Source organism: Amycolatopsis sp. CA-161197 (assembly GCF_050942255.1).
In the GTDB taxonomy this organism is placed as follows: Bacteria; Actinomycetota; Actinomycetes; order Mycobacteriales; family Pseudonocardiaceae; genus Amycolatopsis.
The window spans coordinates 984112-1003230 of sequence record NZ_CP192059.1; the positions used below are offsets into that span (position 1 = coordinate 984112).

Consider the following 19119-nt stretch of genomic DNA (forward strand, 5'->3'; position numbering starts at 1 on the left):
AGCGTCAGGCCACGGCCAAGCGCTGCCGCCGTCCGCTGAGCAGGACGACGAGCATCACCAGCGACAGCGCGGGCAACGGGTAGCCCAGCACCAGACCCGCGGTGGTGTCGAGAACCGGCGCGACGATCGCCGCCACGAACACCCACGTGGGCGCCGTCGCGGGTTTGGTGGTGGGGGACCAGGGCGTGCGGGACCAGGGCTTCGCCACGGAAATCCACGCCTGCACGGCCAGTCCGCCCGCCATGAGCCCGGCGCCGGCGGCCTGTTGCCACGTCGGGGTGGCCGTTGCGGCGGCGTTCTCCAAAGCGGGGGACACCAGGAAGATCCCGGCGTACAGCTGCACGAGCGTGAGCCCGAACTTCACGAGCACCCACCAGTGCCGGAAGAAACCCCAGGCGGTCGCGCCTGCCAGGACGAGGCCGGTGAACGCGGCGGCGTTGGCCATGGGCGCCAGCAGCGCCGTGTCGAGGTGCCGCGCCATGTTCATCGCGGCGGCGCGGGTGGTCCCGTCGCCCCGCAGCGCCACGAGGGTCAGCGTCATGAGCCCGAACGCCTGGCTCATCCACGCGATCGACGACACCGCGTGCAGCCACACCACCGCCTGCCGCCACCGCGGCGAAACCCTTGTCACACCAGTAACAATCGCCTGGACACCACCGCGGGCACATCCGGTGAACACCCTGAGATCACCCCGAGACGAACGCCGCCCGCGTGTCGAAGCCGGCGCGCCACAGACCGATCGCGAACGCGGCGGTCGCTTCCAGCAACGTGGCACGCTCCAGGCCGCCGGCGGCCAGGGGAGTGCATCCGACGTCGGGCGTTGTCGCAGGCTGCTTGTGCTCGCGGCGGTCCGGGAAGTCCGCGGATTCGCTGGTGTTACAAGTCCGCGTATCGGCGAGCTGTGAACCCGGTGGGCTCTTCCCGCGACGTGTTCTGAGTCGCGGCCGGCTGCGAGCGCACTACGCCACGGCCCGCGCCGCCACGGTGAGCTGCTCGCGCGCATCGGCGGGATCAGCGCGAAGGTGCTGACCGAAGCCGTCCGCCGCCTCGAGCGCGACGGGCTCGTCCGCCGCGTAGACGGCCGCTACACCCTCACCGCGCTGGGCGAGAGCTTCCTCGGGCCGATCGAGGCGTTCGGTCGATGGGCTGACGAGCACGGGGATGAAGTGGTCAAGGCCCAGAACGCCTGAAGGCTTCGTCACAAACCCAGCCCCTGCCGGACAAACGCGGGTTACCGTCCCCCGGAACGAAATCCGAGGAGGCGAGCCATGGTCGACTGGGCCGGTTTTGTCCCCGCCGCGGTCCTGGTGTCGCTCATCCCGGGCGCCAACCAGCTGCTCGGCCTGCGCAACGCCGCCCGCTACGGCATCGGCTACGCCATGGCCGGCATCGGCGGCCGGTTCGCGGCGTTCGTGGTTCTGATCGGCCTCGTCGCGGCCGGTCTGGGGACGCTGCTGGCCGCGTCCGCCGAGCTGCTCACGATCCTCAAGTGGATCGGCGTCGCCTACCTGCTGTGGCTCGGCATCAGCAGCATCCTGCGCGCCCGCCGCGAGATGAGCCAGGCGCCGGAACCGCCGAAGAGCAAGAACCTGCGGGCCGTCGTGGTCAACGAGTTCGCCGTCGCGATCAGCAACCCCAAGGCGTTGCTGCTCTTCGCCGCCCTCCTGCCGCAGTTCACCACCACCGGCAGCCCGACCGCGCTAGCCGAGCTCGGCGCCGCCTACCTCGGGGTCGAGCTCGTCGTCGGCCTCGCCTACGTGCTGGTCGGCCGCGCCATCGGCGTCGCCGGCGTGAAGGCCAGGACCCAGCGCAAGGTCGACGCCGGCTCCGGCATCTGTTTCGTCATCCTCGCCGGTGTGCTCGCGGTCGACAGTTCACTCTGACAGCGGCCGCTTCTCCGCCAACTCCAACAGCGGCACCGCAGCCGCCGCGTCTGTGATGAGCGTGGACACCATGCCGGACCGCAGCACGGCGTCCACAGCGGCCGCCTTCGGGGCGCTGTAGCCGATGGCGATCACCTCCGGTACGGCGAGCAGTTCTTCCGTGCTGATGGCCAGGACGTGGTGCGCCAGGCCGGTCGACAGGGCGTTGCCCGAGGCGTCGAACAGGCGGGCGGCGACCTCGGCCGTCGCGCCGCGGGCGGCGATGGCGGCGCGCTCGGCTTCGTCCAGGGCGTCGTAGACGGTGGACTCGCCGGGTAGCCAGGCGCCGATGCTCACGACGGCCTTGGTCAGCTTGCCGAACTGCCCGAAAGTCTCCGCGATGCCGGGCTGGTGGCGCAGGATCTCCGTGGTCCGGCGGTCGGGGAGGACGAGGGGGCCGAAGATCGGATAAGCGTCGCCGCCGGAGACCGAGGTCACGCGGCTCACGGTTTCGACGGAGCGCCCGCGCATGTCCATGCCGGCCTGCACGCCGCACAACTGCACGATCGGGCAGCGCGGAAGTGTTCTGATGGCCTCGGTCATCGCGTTGACCGACCGGGCCCACGACAGCCCGATGACGTCCGTCGGGCGGGCGATCTCCTCGAGGAGGTGAGCGGCGAGCGTCCCGACCTTCTTGCGCACGACCTCGCGCGGCTCCTTCGCCGCCGCTCGTTCGAGCACCAAAGCGCGCCGCAGCCCGTAGGCGCGCCTGACCTCGTCGGACAGCTCCACGTCGAGCGGTGCCGGCAGGTCGAACTCCACCCTGACCAGGCCCGTTTCGCGGGCGGTGTCGAGCAGGCGCGCGACCTTGAACCGGCTGACGCCGAACTCCTCGGCGATCTCCAGTTTCGACCGGCCCTGCACGTAGAAGCGGCGGGCCATGGTGGCCAGCTCCAAGCTCTCGGTCAGCAGCGGCCGAGCCTTCTTCCTGCTCATATGAGCACCATACCGCAGAATCCCAACCAAAAGGTTGACGAAACCCCTAGAAAACACCTGTAATGCTTCCACCAATTAGCTGCGTGATACGCCGATACTGCTCATATGAGCGCCTAGGGAGGGGATGAGGCATGCGTGCCGCGATCGTGGACCGGCCCGGGGAAATCCGGGTCGGCGACGTTCCCGATCCGAAGCCCGGAGAGCGCCAGGTCGTCGTGAAGGTCGGCGCCTGCGGGATCTGCGGGACCGACCTGCACATCGCCGACGGGCACTTCCCGCCGACGCCGTACCCCATCGTTCCCGGCCACGAGTTCGCCGGCGAGATCGTCGAGCTCGGCGCCGACGTGCCGGGCGAGTGGAAGATCGGCGACCGCGTGGCCGTCGACCCGTCGCTGTACTGCGGCTACTGCACGTCGTGCCGCTCCGGCCACGGCAACCTCTGCGCAAACTGGAACGCCACCGGCGACACCGTCAACGGCGCGTTCGCCGAGTACGTCGCCGTCCCGGCCGACACCTGCCACAAGATGCCCGACTCGATGACGTGGGAACAGGGCGCGCTCGTCGAACCCGTCTCGTGCGCCGTGCACGGCGTGCGCCGCATCGGCGTCGAGGCGGGCGAACGCTTCCTCGTGGTCGGCGCCGGCACGATGGGCCTGATCATGCAGCAGCTGCTCCAACGAGCGGGTGCCGAAGTCACCGTCGTCGACCGCAACGCGAGCCGCCTGCCGCGTGCCACCGACCTCGGCGCGACCGCCGTGGCCGAGGACGTGTCCGCTTTGGACGGTGAGCTCTACGACGCCGCCGTCGACTGCACCGGCGCCGCCCCCGCCATCGAGTCGGCCTTCGACGCGCTGCGCCGCGGCGGCCGTCTGCTGGTGTTCGGCGTCGCGCCTGCCGAGGCCCGCGTGGCGCTGTCGCCGTTCCGCATCTACAACGACGAGATCACCATCGTTGGCTCCATGGCCGTGCTCAACAGCTACGGCAACGCCCTCGGCCTCGTCAGCAAGGGCTACATCGACACCGAAGCGCTGATCACCGACACCCTTCCGCTGGAGCAGTACCCCGACGCGCTGGCCAAGATGCGCAGCGGCTCCGGCCTCAAGATCCAGGTGCTCCCCGGAGGCGGCCTTGCGTAAACTCCTGTGCCTCCTTGCCGCAACAGCGTTGTTCGTCACGGGATGCGCCGGAGCCGGGTCGTTCGGCAACGGTGGGCGGACGCTCGTCATCGCGATCGTCTCGAACCCCCAGATGAAGGACGCCATCTCGCTCTCGAGTGAGTTCGAGAAGGCGAACCCGGGCGTGCACCTCAAGTTCGTCTCCCTGCCGGAGAACGAGGCGCGCGCGAAGATCACCGCCTCCACCGCCACCCAGGGCGGCGAGTTCGACGTGGTGATGATCAGCAACTACGAGGCCCCGCAGTGGGCGGCCAACGGCTGGCTCGAGAACCTCGAACCGCACATGAAGGCCACCCCGGGCTACGACGAGAACGACTTCATCCCCAGCATCCGGCAGTCGCTCTCGTACGAGAACCAGATGTACGCGGTGCCGTTCTACGGGGAATCGTCCTTTGTGGTCTACCGCAAGGACCTCTTCCAGAAGGCCGGCATCACCATGCCGGCGCACCCGACGTGGCAGCAGATCGCGGACTACGCGGCGAAGCTCGACGACAAGAACGCCGGCATCGCGGGCATCTGCCTGCGCGGCAAGCCGGGCTGGGGTGAGAGCCTCGCGCCGTTCACCACCGTCGCCAACACCTTCGGTGCGCAGTGGTTCGACAAGGATTGGAACGCCAAGCTCACCAGCCCGGAGTTCACGCAGGCGGCGAACTTCTACGTGAACCTCGTGCGCGACCACGGTGAGGTCGGCGCCTCCAGTGCGGGGTTCTCCGAGTGCGGCACGCGCTACGCCCAGGGCCAGGCCGCGATGTGGTACGACGCCACGTCGATGACCGGCACCACCGAAGACCCCACCAGCAGCAAGGTCGTCGGCAAGAACGGCTACGCGCCGGCCCCGGTCGAGAAGACGCAGGCCAGCGGCTGGCTCTACACGTGGGCGTTGGGTATCCCGAAGGTCGCCAAGGACAAGGACGATGCCTGGAAGTTCATGGCGTGGATGACCGACAAGGCGTACGCGAAGAAGGTCGGCGAAACCTACGGCTGGAACCGCGTACCGCCGGGCACCCGCCAGTCGACGTACGAGATCCCGCAGTACCGCGACGCGGCCAAGGCGTACGCCCAGCCGACGCTCGACGGGATCGCCGACGCCAACCAGCAGAAAGCCATGGTGAGCCCGGTGCCGTACCCGGGGATCCAGTTCGTCGGGATCCCGGAGTTCCAGGACCTCGGCACGCGCGTCAGCCAGCAGTTGTCCGCGGCGATCGCGGGCCAGACGTCGGTGGCTGATGCGCTCGCGCAGTCGCAGAAGTACGCCGCAACGGTCGGCAAGTCCTACCAGGAGGTGCAGGGATGAGTACGATCTCGGTCCCCGCCGGCACCGCGCCGGCCCGCACTCGTACGAGCACCACCAAGAAGGCCACCGGGACGGCCGGCAAGCGGCGCCTGCCGTTGCTGCCCGCGTTGATCTTCGTGATCGCGGTGACGCAGATTCCGTTCCTGCTCACCATCTACTACTCGTTCCAGTCGTGGAACCTGGTGCGGCCGGGCTCGTTCCACTTCGTCGGCTTGCAGAACTACGCCGACGTCTTCACCGACACCACGTTCCTCGGCGCGCTGCTCAACACCGTGGTGCTCACCGTGGTGTGCGTGTTCGTGTCGCTGCTGCTCGGGCTCGGCCTGGCGATCCTGCTGGACCGCAAGTTCGTCGGCCGCGGTTTCGTGCGGACGTTGCTGATCACGCCGTTCCTCATCCTGCCGGCGGCCGGCGCGCTGCTGTGGAAGACCACGATGTTCGACCCGACGTACGGCTTGCTGCACTTCGTGTTCGGCACCGACGTCGACTGGCTTTCGCAGTTCCCGCTCGCCGCGGTGATGGCGCAGATCATCTGGCAGTGGACGCCGTTCATGATGCTGCTGACGCTCGCCGGCCTGCAGAGCCAGCCGAAGGACGTGCTGGAGGCCGCCTCGGTCGACGGCGCCGGCCGCTGGCGCACGTTCGTGTCGATCACGCTGCCGCACCTGTCGCGGTTCCTGCAACTCGCCACGCTGCTGGGCGCGATCTACATCGTGAACAGCTTCGACGCCATCTTCCTCATGACGCAGGGCGGTCCCGGCACGGCCAGCACCAACCTGCCGTTCTACATCTACCAGCGCGCGTTCGAGGGCTTCGACATCGGCCAGTCGTCGGCGATGGGCGTGGTGGTCGTGATCATCACGATGATCGTCGCGACGTTCGCCCTGCGCCTCATGTTCCGCGCGTTCTCCGTGGACGGAGGGACGAAATGACCACGGCTGTTTCCGGGATTTCCGGGCGCAAGCGCCGCTACGGGGCGGGTTCGCTCACCGTCGCCACGTGGATCGTCGCCATTCTTTTCGTGTTCCCGCTGCTGTGGATGATCCTCACGGCGTTCAAGCAGGAATCCGACGCCTACACGGACCCGCCGAAGCTCTTCTTCAGCCCGACGTTCGACCAGATCTCGGGTGTGCTGAAGGGCGGTTTCCTGCCGTACCTGGCGAACTCGGCGTTCGTCACGGTGGTGTCCACGCTGCTGGTGCTGCTGCTCGGCATCCCGGCGGCGTACGCGCTTTCGCTGGCGCCGGTGAAGAAGACGAAGAACGCCCTGAGCTTCTTCCTGTCCACCAAGATGCTGCCGATCGTCGCGGCCATCATCCCGCTGTACGTGATCTCCCAGAACACCAACCTGCTCGACACGGTGTGGGCGCTCATCATCCTGTACACGTCGATGAACCTGCCGCTCGCCATCTGGATGATGCGCTCGTTCTTCCTCGAGGTCCCCGGCGAGATGATCGAGGCGGCCCACATCGACGGCGCGAATCTGCCGACGTTGCTGCGAAAGATCATCATGCCGGTGGTCGCTCCTGGTGTTGCCGCGACGGCTTTGATCTGCGTGATCTTCTCGTGGACGGAGTTCTTCTACGCGGTGAACCTGACGGCGGCTCGGGCTGGGACTGTGCCGGTGTTCCTGGTCGGGTTCATCACCAGTGAGGGGTTGTACTGGGCACAGCTGTCGGCGGCGGCGTTGCTGGCTTCGCTGCCGGTGATGATCGTGGGGTGGTTCGCGCAGAACCACCTGGTGCGAGGGTTGTCGATGGGGGCGGTCAAGTAGGTTCTGTTTTCGGGTGGCCGTCCTTGTTGGTTCGAGGGTGGCCACCTTTTTTACGCGAGAACACCCGACAGCACCGCCGCGACCATGGGGCGCAACGGCGACGCCTCGGTGGAGCGGTCGGCAAAATGAAGATGCCCGGCGCCCACCAAAGTCGGGGCGAGGGTGTCGACGTCGGCGTTCGGGGTGAGGCGGCCGAGGGTGCGTTCGGCGGTGAGGTAGCGGGCGAGCATGCGGGCGGCGTCGGAGGCGAGGGGGACGCCGGTGCCCGGGCGTGCGGTGCGGAGGCGGGTGCGGAGTTCGTCGCGGAAAGTGATGAGGGCGACGACAGAGATGGCGACCGAGGTGAAGACGTCGTGCAGAGCGGAGCAGACGTTGTCCACCACTGAGCCGGTGCCGGCGGAGGCGGCCAGGGTGTCGGAGAGGGCGTGGACCTGGGCGATGCGGTCGAGGACCAGCTCGGTGAGGAAGCCGTCGAAGTCGGTGAAGTGTTTGTGCAGCACGCCTTTCGCGCAGCCGGCCTCGTCGGTGACAGCGCGGCTCGTCAGGGCGCTGGGGCCGCCTCGAAGCAAGACGCGTTCGGCGGCGTCGAAGAGCTGGGCACGCACGTCGCGGAGGTGGACACCTGTCGGCAAAGCAAACTCCGGTAGCTAAGTGGGCGAGTGCCCATTAGAGTGGGCGCATGCCCACCTTACCGGAACAGCAAGGCGAGTCGCGGCCTGAGCCGCACGAGTTGAGGCAGACGGCTGAGTCGTTCGGGGTCGACGCCGCGCGCTACGACCGTGCGCGTCCGGCGTATCCCGAAGGGCTGATCACCGAGATCATCGGAAACGCCTCCGGCGCGAGCATTCTTGACGTCGGCACCGGCACGGGCATTGCTGCGCGGCAGTTCGAAGGCCGAGGTTGCCGAGTACTCGGAGTGGAACCCGACGGGCGCATGGCCGACTTCGCCCGAACCACCGGGATCGACGTCGAAGTGGCCACGTTCGAAGAGTGGGACTCGAAGAACCGCACGTTCGACATCCTCGCCGCCGGCCAAGCCTGGCACTGGGTGGATCCGCAGAGCGGCGCCGAGAAAGCTGCCCGAGTGCTCAAGCCGGGAGGCACCTTCGCGGTCTTCTGGCATCTCTTCCTGCCACCGGACGACATCGCGGAAGTCTTCGGGGAAGCGTTCCACAAGGTGGCCTCGAACTTCCCCATCAAGGTCGGCAGAACACCGAACAGGGAACCATACAAACCCATCATCGACAAAACCGAAGAAGCCCTGGACAAAATCGGCTTCCACAACCCGAAGAGGCACCTCTACACCTGGCAACAGAACTACACCCGCGCCGAGTACCTCGACCTGCTGCCCACCCAGGGCGGCCTCACTCGCGTCCCGCAGGCACAGCAGGAGGTAGTGCTGACTGCCGTGGGTGCCGCCATCGACGCTCGCGGCGGTCAGTTCGCCTGCGACTACACCACGGTGCTCTTCACCGCGACCCGCTAGTACTGCAACGGCAGTCAGGTGAGTGGACAGCCGCGTTGTTCGTAGTGGCTGAGGCGTGCTTGGTGTTGTCGTCGTCGGGCCCAGCGAGATCAGGACCAAGCGTGCTCGATGGCGTCGGCGACACGCAGGATCAGCTTGGCGAGCAGGCGTCGGATCTCCGGTAGCGTGAAGCCGATCATGTGCGGCTCGGCGGCGCAGATTCCCCTTTTGTGGCAAGAGATCTGGCCATGGCGAGCCACGCGTGAGCGAGCGCGGCCGAGGCGATGTGGGCGTACCACGCCCGCCAGGATCGGACCTGGTAGTGACCCAGACCGGCCTCGGTTTTGGCCTGCTGGGAGCATTCCTCGATCCGCTGGCGGACCCTTGCGATCCAAGCCAGGTCCAGCAGCGTGGACCGGCGGGGTCCATGGCAGACGTAGTAGGCGATCTCGCTCGGATCGGTGACCTTGCGGCGGGTGAGTAGCCAGTGCCCGCCCCGGGCTGCCAGTCGATCCGGATCGGCGTCCGCGCCCACTCGTACTCACGCGGCCCGTGCGCGCCCGCGCCGATCGACAAACGCTGCCACGGCCGGCCAGGCAACGCTGAAATGAGCTCATCGGCGGGGACTTCGCGACCGTCGGTGGTGACCAGCGTGTCGTTGACCTTGGCGGGAAGCACATAGGCGGCATCATGGGCTTCCAGCCACAATCGCAGACACTTGACAGAACGGCACACCCACTGCGAACGCCCGAGCCTGCATCGACATCGCCTGCTGCGGCTTCGTTTCAAACCCGACCTCGTTCTGGGACCCCCGCCGGCAGCGGTCCCGATCGGCGATCCACGGCTCGGGCACGTACGACGCCTGGTCGGTCAGTGCATGCCTGCGAGACGACGCATAGGCCAAAAATGTGCCGATCTGGCAGCACTCGATCCAGGCCGCCGTTCCCGAGGCCTGGCGCCGCATCCCGTGCGGCGACACTTCACCGGCTTGCTTCCAGCCGGTCTTCCGCTCCGAGCCCGCAACAAGCCCGGACACGTTCCCCCGGCAGGCGCCCGCGGCTGTTAGTCGGTTGGCGCTGGCGCAGCGGTTCCGCGCTTCTTGGCCGCAGCGGTGAGGTGGCAGCCGAGGTTGATGCGGAGGCTGGTGTTCTGTGCGGTGCCGAACGAGATCTCGCCGTCGTCGTGTGTGTTGTGGAAGATGGCGTCGTGAGATCCGGGACTGTCGTGCAAGCGCTGAGGTTGCGGTGTGAACCCGTACTTCTGCGCCACGGTTCCAATCACGGTCAACGCCTTCTCGTAGTCGCTGTCGGGCAGGTTTCCCGCGACGATGTGACTTGCCAGACTGGCGGTGACGCCGTCGGCGTCGATTCCGGGGTAGTCAGCGGCGCAGGAGGCCCGTGAACCTTCGCTGCCGTTGGTCCAGGTTTTCAAGGATGCGATCTCGCGCGACAGCGATTGGCGAAGCTCGGTATCGATGGCGAGGTATTGCTGCGTCGCATCTTCGATGTTCGGTCGTTGCATCAGCGCCGCGAACGTCTTCGCGGTATCCGCGTTCACGTTTCCTCCTGAAGAGTCGTCGGTCGCGCCGCATGCGGCAGCGCTGCCTACGGCAAGGACGACCAGCAAGTTCGTCGTCCACCGCGCGCCGCTGTGACGCCTCATCGGGGAGCTCCAGCGATGACAGTGCCCTTGTATTGCGCAAGGTCGGGGTGTCCGGTGGTGATAGCAGCCATGTTGTAGAGACTGGTGGATTTGCCGTCGAGGTATCCACTGAGGCCGCTCGTGGCGTTGAGCCGGCCGAGCTCTGTAGCGCTGGCGTCGGTGGACATCTGGTGGTACTGCGACATCGCGTCCGGGCTGTAATAGGGGCTCGGTCCGAGTGTCCCGTAAATGTTCGGCACCAGGTCGTCACCTGCGTCGTGTTCGTTGAACAAGTGGCCCTGCGGAACGTTGAGATGGTCGGAACCCTGTCCGGGGGAGCCGAACAGCACGGCGTCGTCGACAGGGGTGTCGTGTCCGAGAGCGAACCCGGTGGTGGTCGAGCCGTAGCTGTGTCCGAGAGCGGTGAGGTGCAGTGGCGTATTCGATGCGTCGTGACCGGCGCCGATTCCGTTGTAGAACTTCGCGAGGCTGTCTCCCCCGGCCTTGGCGAGTTCGGGGCTGGCCACCGACTGGCTGGGATCCGCGACACCGTCCCACTGCGGAGCTTGATATCCGATCCAGGTGACTGTCGCGGTGGGGCCGCCTCCGTGGCGGTCGGTGATGTCGTTGGCCATTCCCTTGAGGTCGTTCATGTTCTGGTCGTACTTGCCCAGGGAGCCGTCGACTGTCGTGGTGAAGCCCGGGGTGAAGACCGCGACGTTGCTGGCCTTGTCTACGTCGCCGACCGCGATCGCGGCTTCGACGCGGGGATGGCTGGTGTCCAGCAGGAGAAGTTGGCGACCCCCCTGGCCCGTTGTTGTCGCGATCGCATCCAGTGACGCGAGTTTGTCGTTGGCTTGCTGCAGTTGGCCCAGGGCTGCCTTCATGATTCCACCCGACGGGTCATAGACCGCTTTCGCTTGTTCGATCATGGCCTGCGCGGCGGTGCGTTGTTGCTCCAGGGCAGCGCGTTCGGCCGGCAATCGGGCCATGTTGGCCTGGGAGCGTACGGCGGCGGGCAACCCGTCGCGGTTGCCGAGCCAGTCAGGGTGATCACGAAGCAGGATCGCCCGCCTCGCGGTCGAGAGGGTGGCCCACCAGGCCGCGTTCTCGGCCGGGGTCGCATGGGGTGGGGATTCGGGCAGGGTGAGCCCGGGATCTTTGGCTCCGTTTGCGGCAGCGGCGGCGACCGTGGATTCGTCGCCGGTACCGAACTGGCCTGCCGCTGCCCGGTCCAGCACCGAGGCCAGGTCCGTGTCGATGTCATCGGCGGTGCGCAGGATCTGCGCGACGTCGTCCACCAGCTGGGTGTGGGCGCGTGCCCGGTCCTCGGGGCTCAGGTCCGGGGGCACTTGCTGTCCGGCGAAGGTGTCGGCGACAGCACCGGCGTCGGTGATCTGGTAGCCGTACTTGTGGGCCAACTCCTCCGCATTGGTGAGGGCGCTCTGGACACCCGTGATGGCGTCGGCGGCTTGCGCGATCGTTTTGCCGAGGGCTGCGGCTCCCGCGGCGACGGTATCCAGCCCGCGTGTCAGGGCGCGGTGCTGGGCGGCGGCGTTGTCAGCGGCATCGCCGCTCCATCCCACGACGGGGAGGGTCTTGGCGAAGTCGTCCCCGTCATTGATCAGGATCTGGGTACGAGCCTGCAGCAGCGAGAAAATGTCCTCCAACGCGGCGGGGCTCCAGGCCCGGACATCGGCGAGCGACACCATCAGCGCGGCCCTCTCATCCCCGGCGCCGCCCGCGGGAACACCCCAGCCAGTGCATGATCGCCCTGACGGTAGCGGTCAGCCGCCGTGCCCAGGTGCTCGGCCAGCCGCTGCGCTTCGTCGCACCACTCCGTGAACGTGGCCGCCAACGCCTCCCGGCACCGCCCCGCCGCGGCCGCAGCCTTGCCCCCGGGCACCGCCGCAGCCACTCGTCCGGCCGGCTCAGCGCAGTCAGCACCACGCAGGCCGTCCACCTTCTCCCCGGCTGCCCGGCCCGCCGCACTGAGCGCGTCGGGCACCGCCGTGAAGCCTCCCGACGCCATCGCCCCGCCTCCCCTGCCACCAAGCCCTGTCGCCAGTGGCGTCGTGTCACCGCATGGTCACCGTACGACAGTGATCACGCCGGGTTCAACGCCGCAGGTCACGGACGCGTAGATCTACTCAAGCCCGCCGGGGCCGATCTCGGGTCCCGTTCCACCACGGCCAGGTACAGGGCCACTACTGGGCGCTCTCCCGGTTCGGTGATGCCGGCGAGCCTGACACCTCCAGCCCAAGGGCGTGTACGACAAATGCTGCGTGGTGTTGCCGGATGGCCTGGGACGGCACGTGGCACATCGTGTTGCGGCGGCTGTTCACCGCTGCGGACGCGGCCGGATGGTGGAGTGGTCGGCGTCGGTGGATTCGACGATCGCGCGGGTGCAGCAGCACGCCACCAACGTCAGGCGTGTCACGGGGCTGGGTCGAACTACACGGATCTGCTCGCCGAGCCGCTTGATCCTGCGATCGCCCGCTCCCGCGGCGGCTGGAGCACCAAGGTCCACCATCTCGTCGACGGCAACGGCCGGCCGCTGGAAAGTCTGGTCGGTCCCGGCCAAGCCGGAGACGCGCCGATGTTCCCGCACCTGATGCGACATCTGCGCGTCGACCGAACCAGGTCGGGCCGGGCGCGCACGCACCCGGCCCGACGTGGTTCGGGGCGACAAGGCCTATCCGTCGCGGGCGATCCGTTCGACGCCCGCGATTACCGTGGGCGCAACGTCGTCGAACACGGCTTCAACCTGCTCACGCAATGGCGCAGCTTGGCCACCCGCTACGACAAGCTCGCCGTCGTCTACCGCTCCGCTACGCTCTCGCACGCCGTGATCGCCTGGATCAAGGCATTGTCAGACACGGCTTAGCTCACTCCTGCAGCGAAAGCGCCTGGCTCGGGCAGACGTTCACGGCCTCGCGGGCCTTGTCCACGAGCTCGCCCTCGGGCGTCTCGTTCAGCACGATCACCGTGCCGTCGTCCTCGCTCTGGTCGAACAGGGCGGGCTCGGTGAGCACGCACTGGCCGGCGCCGACGCACTTGCCGGTGTCCGCGATGATCTTCATGGTTCCCTCTTCCTTGCTCGTGGTGGGAGCGTTGTGATGTTTACCAGCTCACGGGCAGCCGGCGCAGCCCGTAGACCGAGGCCTTCTCCTTGCCGGGCAGGTCGTCCACCGCAGCGGCCAACTTCAGCGTCGGGATGCGGCGGAACAGTGTTTCGAACACGATCTGCAGCTCGGCGCGCGCGAGGTTCTGGCCCAGGCACTGGTGTGGCCCGAACCCGAAGGCCACGTGGTGCCGGGCGCCGCGAGTGAAGTCCAGCTCCGAAGGCGAAGAAAACGCCGCCGGGTCCCAGTTCGCGGCGTAAAGCGACGGGAGCACCCCGTCACCCGCCTTCACGATCACCCCCGCGACCTCGACGTCCTCCACTGCGATGCGCAACGGCACCGTGTCCGTGATCGAGAAGTACCGCAGCAGCTCCTCGACGGCGTCGGGCACCGCGGCGGCAGTCAGGGAGGCCGGCAGGTGCTCCAACAGCCCGAGAACGCCCAGCGAGATCATGTTCGCCGTGGTCTCGTGGCCCGCCGCGAGCAGCAGGAACGCGAGCCCCACCAGGTAGGGGTGGTCGTGGGCGCCCGCGGCGATCTGGCGGCTGAGCAGGTCGTCGCCGGGCTCGGTTTCCTTGGCCTTGACCAGCTCGCCGAGGTAGCCGTAGAGCCGTTCGAACGCGGCCGCCGCGACCTCGGGCGGCATCTCGCGCGCGAACAGCGTCGCGGTGCTCTCCTGGAAGAAGCTGTGGTCCGCGTACGGCACGCCGAGCAGCTCGCAGATCATCAGCGACGGCACCGGCAGCGCCAGCATTTCCACCAGGTCCACGGGCCCGCCGGCCGCCAGCATGTCGTCGACCAGGCCGTCGACGATCTCCTGGATCCGCGGCCGCAGCGCGGCGACCCGTCGCAGGGTGAACTCGCCGAGCACGGCGCCGCGGGCGGCCCGGTGCTCCTCCGCGTCCATGCCGAGCATCGTGCGCATGGACTCGCCGCCGCCACCGGCCGACAGGCTCGGGAAGCCCGGTTTCGAGCGGTCCGAGGAGAACCGCGGATCGCTCAGCACCGTGCGCACGTCGTCGTAACGGGTCACGAACCACGCGGACCGGCCGCTCGGGGTGCGGACCCGGGCGACCGGTTCGTGCTCACGCAAGCGCGGGTGCAGCTCCGGTGGCGCGAACGGGCACGTCCGCGCCACCGGCAGCTCCGGAATGGTCATCTACCAGGTCACCGGCAGCCGGTAGAGCCCGTAGATCGACGCGTCCTCCTTGAACGGCAGGTCGGCCACGTCGACCGCCAGCCGCAGTGAAGGAATGCGCCGGAACAGCGTGTCGAACACGATCTGCAGCTCGGCGCGCGCGAGGTTCTGGCCCAGGCACTGGTGCGGCCCGAACCCGAACGCGACGTGATGCCGGGCGCCGCGAGTGATGTCCAGCTTCGCGGGCTCGTCGAACACCGCCGGGTCCCAGTTGGCGGTGTACCCCAGCGCGAGCACGCCTTCACCCGCCTTGATGGTGACGCCGTCGAGCTCCACGTCCTCCACCGCGACGCGCGCGGTGGCCGTGTCGACGATGGTGAAGTAGCGCAGCAGCTCCTCCACCGCGTCGAGCGTCTTGCCCGGGTCAGCCTTGATCGTCTCCAGCTGCGACGGGTTCTGCAGCAGGCCGACGGTGCCCAGCGAGATCATGTTCGCCGTGGTTTCGTGGCCGGCCACAAGCAACAGGAACGACAAGCCCAGCACCGCGCCGTGCTCGTAGTTGCCTTCCTCGCGCAGCTTCACGATCTGACGGCCGAGCAGATCGTCGCCCGGGTCGGCTTCCTTCTTGGTGATCAGCTGGTCGAGGTAACCCCGGACGCGCTCGAACGCCGCGCGCCGCTCCTCGAAGCTCACTGTGCGCTTCAGGATCTTCGCCGTGTTCTCCCGGAAGAAGTCGTGCTCGGAGTACGGCACGCCCAGCAGCTCGCAGATCACGAGCGACGGGACCGGCAGCGACAGTTTCTCGACCAGGTCCACGGGCTCGTCGGACTTGAGGATGTCGTCGATCAACCCGTCGACGATCTCCTGGATCCGCGGCCGCATTGCGTTCACGCGTTTCACCGTGAACTCGCCCAGCACCGACTTGCGCGCCGGGCCGTGCTCCGGCGCGTCCATCGTGATCATCGTGCGCTCGGCGTTGGTCTGGCGGAAGACGTTGCCGCCCTTGACCAGGATGGGGAAGTTCGGGTTGAAGCGGTCGGAGGAGAAACGGCGGTCGTTGAGCACCGTCCGCACGTCCTCGTGCCGCGAAACCACCCAGGCTTCCTTGCCGTCGGGGATCTTCACGCGGGTGATCGGCTGTTCCTCGCGGATCTGCGTGTACTCCTCGGGCGGTGCGAACGGGCACTTCCGCGCCACCGGCAGTTCGAGTTCTTCGGCCGTGGTCATCGCTCCTCCTTCACCGGGTCACGGGCAGTTCGTAGAGGCCGTAGATGAGCGCGTCGTCCTTGAACGGCAGGTCGTCGACGTCCTGGGCGAGCTTCAGCGTCGGGATGCGGCGGAACAGCGTGTCGAACACGATCTGCAGCTCCGTCCGCGCGAGGTTCTGGCCCAGGCACTGGTGCGGCCCGAACCCGAACGCCACGTGGTGGCGCGCCCCGCGCTCGATGTCGAACGCCGACGAGTCCTCGAACACCTCCGGGTCCCAGTTCGCCGCGTACGTCATCACCACCACGCCGTCGCCGGCGGGGATGGTGACGCCGCCGATCTCGACGTCCTCCTTCGCCATGCGCGTGGTGTTGTCCACGATGGAGAAGTAGCGCAGCAGCTCCTCGACGGCGGTGAGCGTCTTGGCCGGGTCGGCCTTGATCAGCGCCAGCTGCTCCGGGTTCCGCAGGAACGCGACGGTGCCGAGCGAGATCATGTTCGCCGTGGTCTCGTGCCCGGCCGCGAGCAGCAGGAACGCGAGGCTGACGAGCTTCGCCCGATCGTAGGTACCTTCTTCGCGCCGCTTCGCGATCTGCCGGCTGATGAGGTCGTCACCAGGGTCGGCTTCCTTCTTCGCGATGAGCTCGCCCATATAGGCCTGTACACGCTCGAACGCGGCCCGCCGGTCTTGCGCGGTGGTCGCGCGGTTGATCAGCTGTTTGGTGTTCTCCTGGAAGAAGTCGTGGTCTTCGTAGGGAACACCGAGCATTTCGCAGATCACGAGCGAGGGGACCGGCAGCGCGAGCTTCTCCACGAGGTCGACGGGTCCGTCGGCCTTGAGGATGTCGTCGATCAGGCCGTCGACGATCTCCTGGATCCGCGGCTTCAGCTCGGCGACGCGCTTGACGGTGAACTCCCCGAGCACCGCCTTGCGTTCCGGGCCGTGCTGCGGCGCGTCCATGGCCAGCATCGTGCGCTCGGCCTCGGTGCGGCGGATGACATTGCCGCCCGGGACGAGCGTCGGGAAGTCGGGGTGGAGGCGGTCGGCGGAGAACCGCGGGTCGTTGAGCACGGCTCGCACGTCCTCGTGCCGCGAGACCGTCCAGGCTTCCTTGCCGTCCGGGATCTTCACCCGGTGCACGGGCGCCTCTTCGCGCGTGGCCGTGTACTCCTCCGGCGGCGCGAACGGGCACTTCCGGGCGACCGGGAGTTCCTCCATCGTGCTCATGCTTCCTCCCTCACCAGGTGACGGGCAGACAGTGCAGACCGAAGATCGCGGAGTCGTGCTTGAACGGCAGCTGGTCGACCGGGGCGGCCAGCTTCAGGGTCGGGATGCGGCGGAAGAGCGTGTCGAACACGATCTGCAGCTCCATGCGCGCGAGGTTCTGGCCGAGGCACTGGTGCGCGCCGAAGCCGAACGCCACGTGCTTGCGCCCACCGCGGGTGATGTCGAGCTTTTCGGGCTCGGGGAAGGCGTCGCCGTCGAAGTTGGCGGCGTAGCTGAGGCCGATCACGCCGTCGCCGGCGGGGATCGTGACGCCCGCGAGCTCCACGTCCTCGGTCGCGACGCGCGTGGTGGCGAACTCGGCGATGGTGAAGTAGCGCAGCAGTTCTTCGACGGCGTCGAGCGTCTTGCCGGGGTCGGCCTTGATCGCCTCGAGCTGGTCCGGGTTCTCCAGGAGGGCGACGGTGCCGAGCGAGATCATGTTCGCCGTGGTCTCGTGGCCGGCGATGAGCAGCAGGAACGCGAGTGACGTGAGGTCGTTGCGGTCGTACTCGCCCTCTTCGCGCTTCTTCGCGATCTGACGGCCGAGGAGGTCGTCGGTGGGCGTCTCCTCCTTGGCGGCGACCAGCTTGTCGAGGTACTCCTCCAGGGCGAGCACGGACTCGAGCCGCTCGTCGGAGGTGATGTCGCGGCTGAGGATGCGCGAGCTGTGCTTCTGGAAGAAGTCGTGGTCGCTGTAAGGCACGCCGAGCTGCTCGCAGATCACGAGCGACGGGACGGGCAGCGACAGCGCCGAGACCAGGTCGGCGGGCTTGTCGCCGGCCAGCATCGCGTCGATGTGCTCGTCGACGATCTCCTGGATGCGGGGCTGAAGCGCCTTCATCCGCTTCACGGTGAACTCGCCGACGACCTCGCGGCGCGCGGGGCCGTGCTCCGGCGCGTCCATGTTGATCAGCGACGGGTTGAGCTTGCGTTCGCGGCGCGGCGCGCCGTCGCGGAACAGGACCGGGAAGCCGGGGTTGAAGCGGTTGGAGCTGAACCTGGGGTCGTTCAGCATCGCGCGCACGTCCTCGTGCTTCGACAGCACCCAGGCGCGCTGCCCGGAGTCGAGCTCGACGAGCTTCGCCCGCGCGTCCTCGAAACGCTCGTACTCCGGCGGCGGCGCGAACGGGCACGTGCGCGCCATCGGGAAGCTGGCGAGCTCGGGTTCGGCAACTTCTGTCATGGTGGGATCCCCTTTTGGTGGTTTTGAACCTTTACGCAATGTATATGGAGGATTACATTCCGGTTCATTGCCCACGGTACCGAAGCGGAGGATCTCCGTCCACTAGCAAAGGGGTGACGGGTTGTGGTCGCAGTGCGTGGAGCGGTGTCCATGCGAGAATTTGCGCGCGTAACGAGTTCCCGGCGAGCGGAAGGTGGGCCATGAGTGCGGATCCCCAGGTCCCCTTGCGTGCGGACGCGCGGCGCAACCGCGACCAGATCATCGCCGCGGCGCGCGCGATCTTCGCGGAGTTCGGGCCCGAGGTGCCGATGGAGGAGATCGCCCGCGCGGCCGGCGTCGGCGTCGGCACGCTGTACCGGCGCTTCCCCGACCGCGACGCGCTGATCCGGGCGGTGGCCGTCGACAACTTCTCGCGGGTGCTGGACGACGCACGCGAGGCGGCCGAGCAGGAGCCCACGGCTTGGCGCGCGCTGGTGCGGCTGCTGCACCAGTCCGTTGAGCTGCACCTTTCCGTGCAGCTGGCGATGTTGTCGAAGAAGGCGCACGAGATCCTGAAGGAAGACCCGGCGATCGCGAGGTTGCGCGAAGAGCTGCTGGTGGAGCTCGAAGCGATGGTGCAGGGCGCGCAGAACGAGGGGACGTTGCGCCCGGACGTCGCCGAGGGCGACGTGGCCATGCTGTTCGCGCTGTTGCTGCGTCAGCTGGAGTCTCGTTCGCCGGAAATCGCCCGGATGTCCACGGCGCGGAGTATCGCGATCATGATCGACGGGCTGCAGGCCCGGCCGGGGACGCCGCTGCCGGGTCGGCCGTTGGGACGGCACGACATCAACTGAACCGCGCTCGCGCGCGTGTTCACTCTTTGTGACGCTTCGGGGCGGTTGGGGTTGCGTTTCTGCGGCTGATCCCACAGCCGAACATCCCACGTGTGGTGTGGACGTCTTTCCCGGTGAGAGCGACCGAGGGGAATGAATCACCAAACCGGTCGTTCTGCCG

18 protein-coding genes and 2 pseudogenes are annotated in these 19119 nt (G+C 67.8%); 9 read left to right on the top strand and 11 right to left on the bottom strand.

Going from position 1 to position 19119, the window contains the following annotated elements; genetic code table 11:
- Positions 1-4: 4 nt before the first annotated feature.
- Positions 5-631 carry a hypothetical protein gene (locus tag ACQPXB_RS04885; RefSeq protein ID WP_386946501.1) on the bottom strand — a complete coding sequence of 209 codons (627 nt, stop codon included), beginning with the start codon at positions 629-631 and terminating at the stop codon, positions 5-7.
- Positions 632-968: 337 nt separating this feature from the next.
- On the opposite strand from ACQPXB_RS04885, the pseudogene ACQPXB_RS04890 reads away from it, so the two are divergent.
- Both ACQPXB_RS04890 and ACQPXB_RS04895 read left to right on the top strand, forming a co-directional pair.
- Positions 969-1190 (top strand): annotated as a pseudogene (locus tag ACQPXB_RS04890) (winged helix-turn-helix transcriptional regulator); the annotation flags it as partial.
- A gap of 78 nt (positions 1191-1268) precedes the next feature.
- Positions 1269-1883 carry a LysE family translocator gene (locus tag ACQPXB_RS04895; RefSeq protein ID WP_366575554.1) on the top strand — a complete coding sequence of 205 codons (615 nt, stop codon included), beginning with the start codon at positions 1269-1271 and terminating at the stop codon, positions 1881-1883.
- On the opposite strand, the gene ACQPXB_RS04900 is transcribed toward ACQPXB_RS04895, so the two are convergent.
- Positions 1875-2858, bottom strand: coding sequence for a sugar-binding transcriptional regulator (locus ACQPXB_RS04900; protein ID WP_366575552.1), 984 nt, complete (start codon positions 2856-2858; stop codon positions 1875-1877). The two genes, ACQPXB_RS04895 and ACQPXB_RS04900, sit on opposite strands and share 9 nt — an antisense overlap.
- Positions 2859-2989: 131 nt before the next feature.
- On the opposite strand from ACQPXB_RS04900, the gene ACQPXB_RS04905 reads away from it, so the two are divergent.
- From ACQPXB_RS04905 to ACQPXB_RS04920, 4 genes are read left to right on the top strand one after another with little or no spacing between them, the layout of a single operon-like run.
- Positions 2990-3994 carry a zinc-dependent alcohol dehydrogenase family protein gene (locus tag ACQPXB_RS04905; protein WP_432849722.1) on the top strand — a complete coding sequence of 335 codons (1005 nt, stop codon included), beginning with the start codon at positions 2990-2992 and terminating at the stop codon, positions 3992-3994.
- Complete coding sequence (locus tag ACQPXB_RS04910; RefSeq protein ID WP_366575548.1) at positions 3987-5327, top strand: ABC transporter substrate-binding protein; 1341 nt, start codon at positions 3987-3989, stop codon at positions 5325-5327. The genes ACQPXB_RS04905 and ACQPXB_RS04910 overlap by 8 nt, the downstream gene beginning before the upstream one ends.
- Positions 5324-6259 (top strand): carbohydrate ABC transporter permease, encoded by a 936-nt coding sequence (locus ACQPXB_RS04915; protein WP_366575547.1) that lies wholly within the window; start codon positions 5324-5326, stop codon positions 6257-6259. The genes ACQPXB_RS04910 and ACQPXB_RS04915 overlap by 4 nt, the downstream gene beginning before the upstream one ends.
- Positions 6256-7101 carry a carbohydrate ABC transporter permease gene (locus ACQPXB_RS04920; protein WP_366575545.1) on the top strand — a complete coding sequence of 282 codons (846 nt, stop codon included), beginning with the start codon at positions 6256-6258 and terminating at the stop codon, positions 7099-7101. The genes ACQPXB_RS04915 and ACQPXB_RS04920 overlap by 4 nt, the downstream gene beginning before the upstream one ends.
- A 50-nt stretch (positions 7102-7151) precedes the next feature.
- On the opposite strand, the gene ACQPXB_RS04925 is transcribed toward ACQPXB_RS04920, so the two are convergent.
- A complete protein-coding gene (locus tag ACQPXB_RS04925; RefSeq protein ID WP_432849726.1) occupies positions 7152-7733 on the bottom strand; it encodes a TetR/AcrR family transcriptional regulator in 582 nt (193 codons plus the stop codon).
- 47 nt (positions 7734-7780) lie between these two features.
- Between ACQPXB_RS04925 and ACQPXB_RS04930 the strand changes: the two genes are divergently transcribed.
- Positions 7781-8587 carry a class I SAM-dependent methyltransferase gene (locus ACQPXB_RS04930; protein WP_432849728.1) on the top strand — a complete coding sequence of 269 codons (807 nt, stop codon included), beginning with the start codon at positions 7781-7783 and terminating at the stop codon, positions 8585-8587.
- Between the two features lie 175 nt (positions 8588-8762).
- Here ACQPXB_RS04930 and ACQPXB_RS04935 read toward each other — a convergent pair.
- The 3 genes and pseudogenes from ACQPXB_RS04935 to ACQPXB_RS04945 form a co-directional block, all read right to left on the bottom strand.
- Positions 8763-9611 (bottom strand): annotated as a pseudogene (locus tag ACQPXB_RS04935) (IS701 family transposase); the annotation flags it as partial.
- Between the two features lie 17 nt (positions 9612-9628).
- Positions 9629-10123: an LppA family lipoprotein gene (locus tag ACQPXB_RS04940; RefSeq protein ID WP_432849730.1), complete on the bottom strand. Its 495-nt coding sequence runs from the start codon at positions 10121-10123 to the stop codon at positions 9629-9631.
- Between the two features lie 101 nt (positions 10124-10224).
- Positions 10225-11919 (bottom strand): alpha/beta hydrolase, encoded by a 1695-nt coding sequence (locus ACQPXB_RS04945; protein WP_432849732.1) that lies wholly within the window; start codon positions 11917-11919, stop codon positions 10225-10227.
- A gap of 659 nt (positions 11920-12578) precedes the next feature.
- Here ACQPXB_RS04945 and ACQPXB_RS04950 point away from each other — a divergent pair.
- A complete protein-coding gene (locus tag ACQPXB_RS04950; RefSeq protein ID WP_366575535.1) occupies positions 12579-13094 on the top strand; it encodes a transposase in 516 nt (171 codons plus the stop codon).
- Between the two features lies 1 nt (position 13095).
- On the opposite strand, the gene ACQPXB_RS04955 is transcribed toward ACQPXB_RS04950, so the two are convergent.
- The 5 genes from ACQPXB_RS04955 to ACQPXB_RS04975 are packed head-to-tail and all read right to left on the bottom strand — an operon-like array spanning position 13096 to position 18126.
- Positions 13096-13290, bottom strand: a complete 195-nt coding sequence (locus ACQPXB_RS04955; protein WP_204091560.1) for a ferredoxin — start codon at positions 13288-13290, stop codon at positions 13096-13098.
- A gap of 40 nt (positions 13291-13330) precedes the next feature.
- Entirely contained in the window at positions 13331-14491 is a 1161-nt protein-coding gene (locus tag ACQPXB_RS04960) for a cytochrome P450 (protein ID WP_432849735.1), read from the bottom strand.
- Positions 14492-15697 (bottom strand): cytochrome P450, encoded by a 1206-nt coding sequence (locus ACQPXB_RS04965; protein ID WP_432849737.1) that lies wholly within the window; start codon positions 15695-15697, stop codon positions 14492-14494.
- Positions 15698-15707: 10 nt separating this feature from the next.
- The gene (locus ACQPXB_RS04970) at positions 15708-16904 is read right to left on the bottom strand and encodes a cytochrome P450 (RefSeq protein ID WP_366575529.1); all 1197 of its coding nucleotides are present in this window, start codon (positions 16902-16904) and stop codon (positions 15708-15710) included.
- A 10-nt stretch (positions 16905-16914) separates the two neighbouring features.
- The gene (locus ACQPXB_RS04975) at positions 16915-18126 is read right to left on the bottom strand and encodes a cytochrome P450 (RefSeq protein WP_366575528.1); all 1212 of its coding nucleotides are present in this window, start codon (positions 18124-18126) and stop codon (positions 16915-16917) included.
- 200 nt (positions 18127-18326) lie between these two features.
- Here ACQPXB_RS04975 and ACQPXB_RS04980 point away from each other — a divergent pair, with 200 nt between their 5' ends.
- The gene (locus tag ACQPXB_RS04980; RefSeq protein WP_366575527.1) at positions 18327-18959 is read left to right on the top strand and encodes a TetR/AcrR family transcriptional regulator; all 633 of its coding nucleotides are present in this window, start codon (positions 18327-18329) and stop codon (positions 18957-18959) included.
- The last annotated feature ends 160 nt before the right edge of the window (positions 18960-19119 follow it).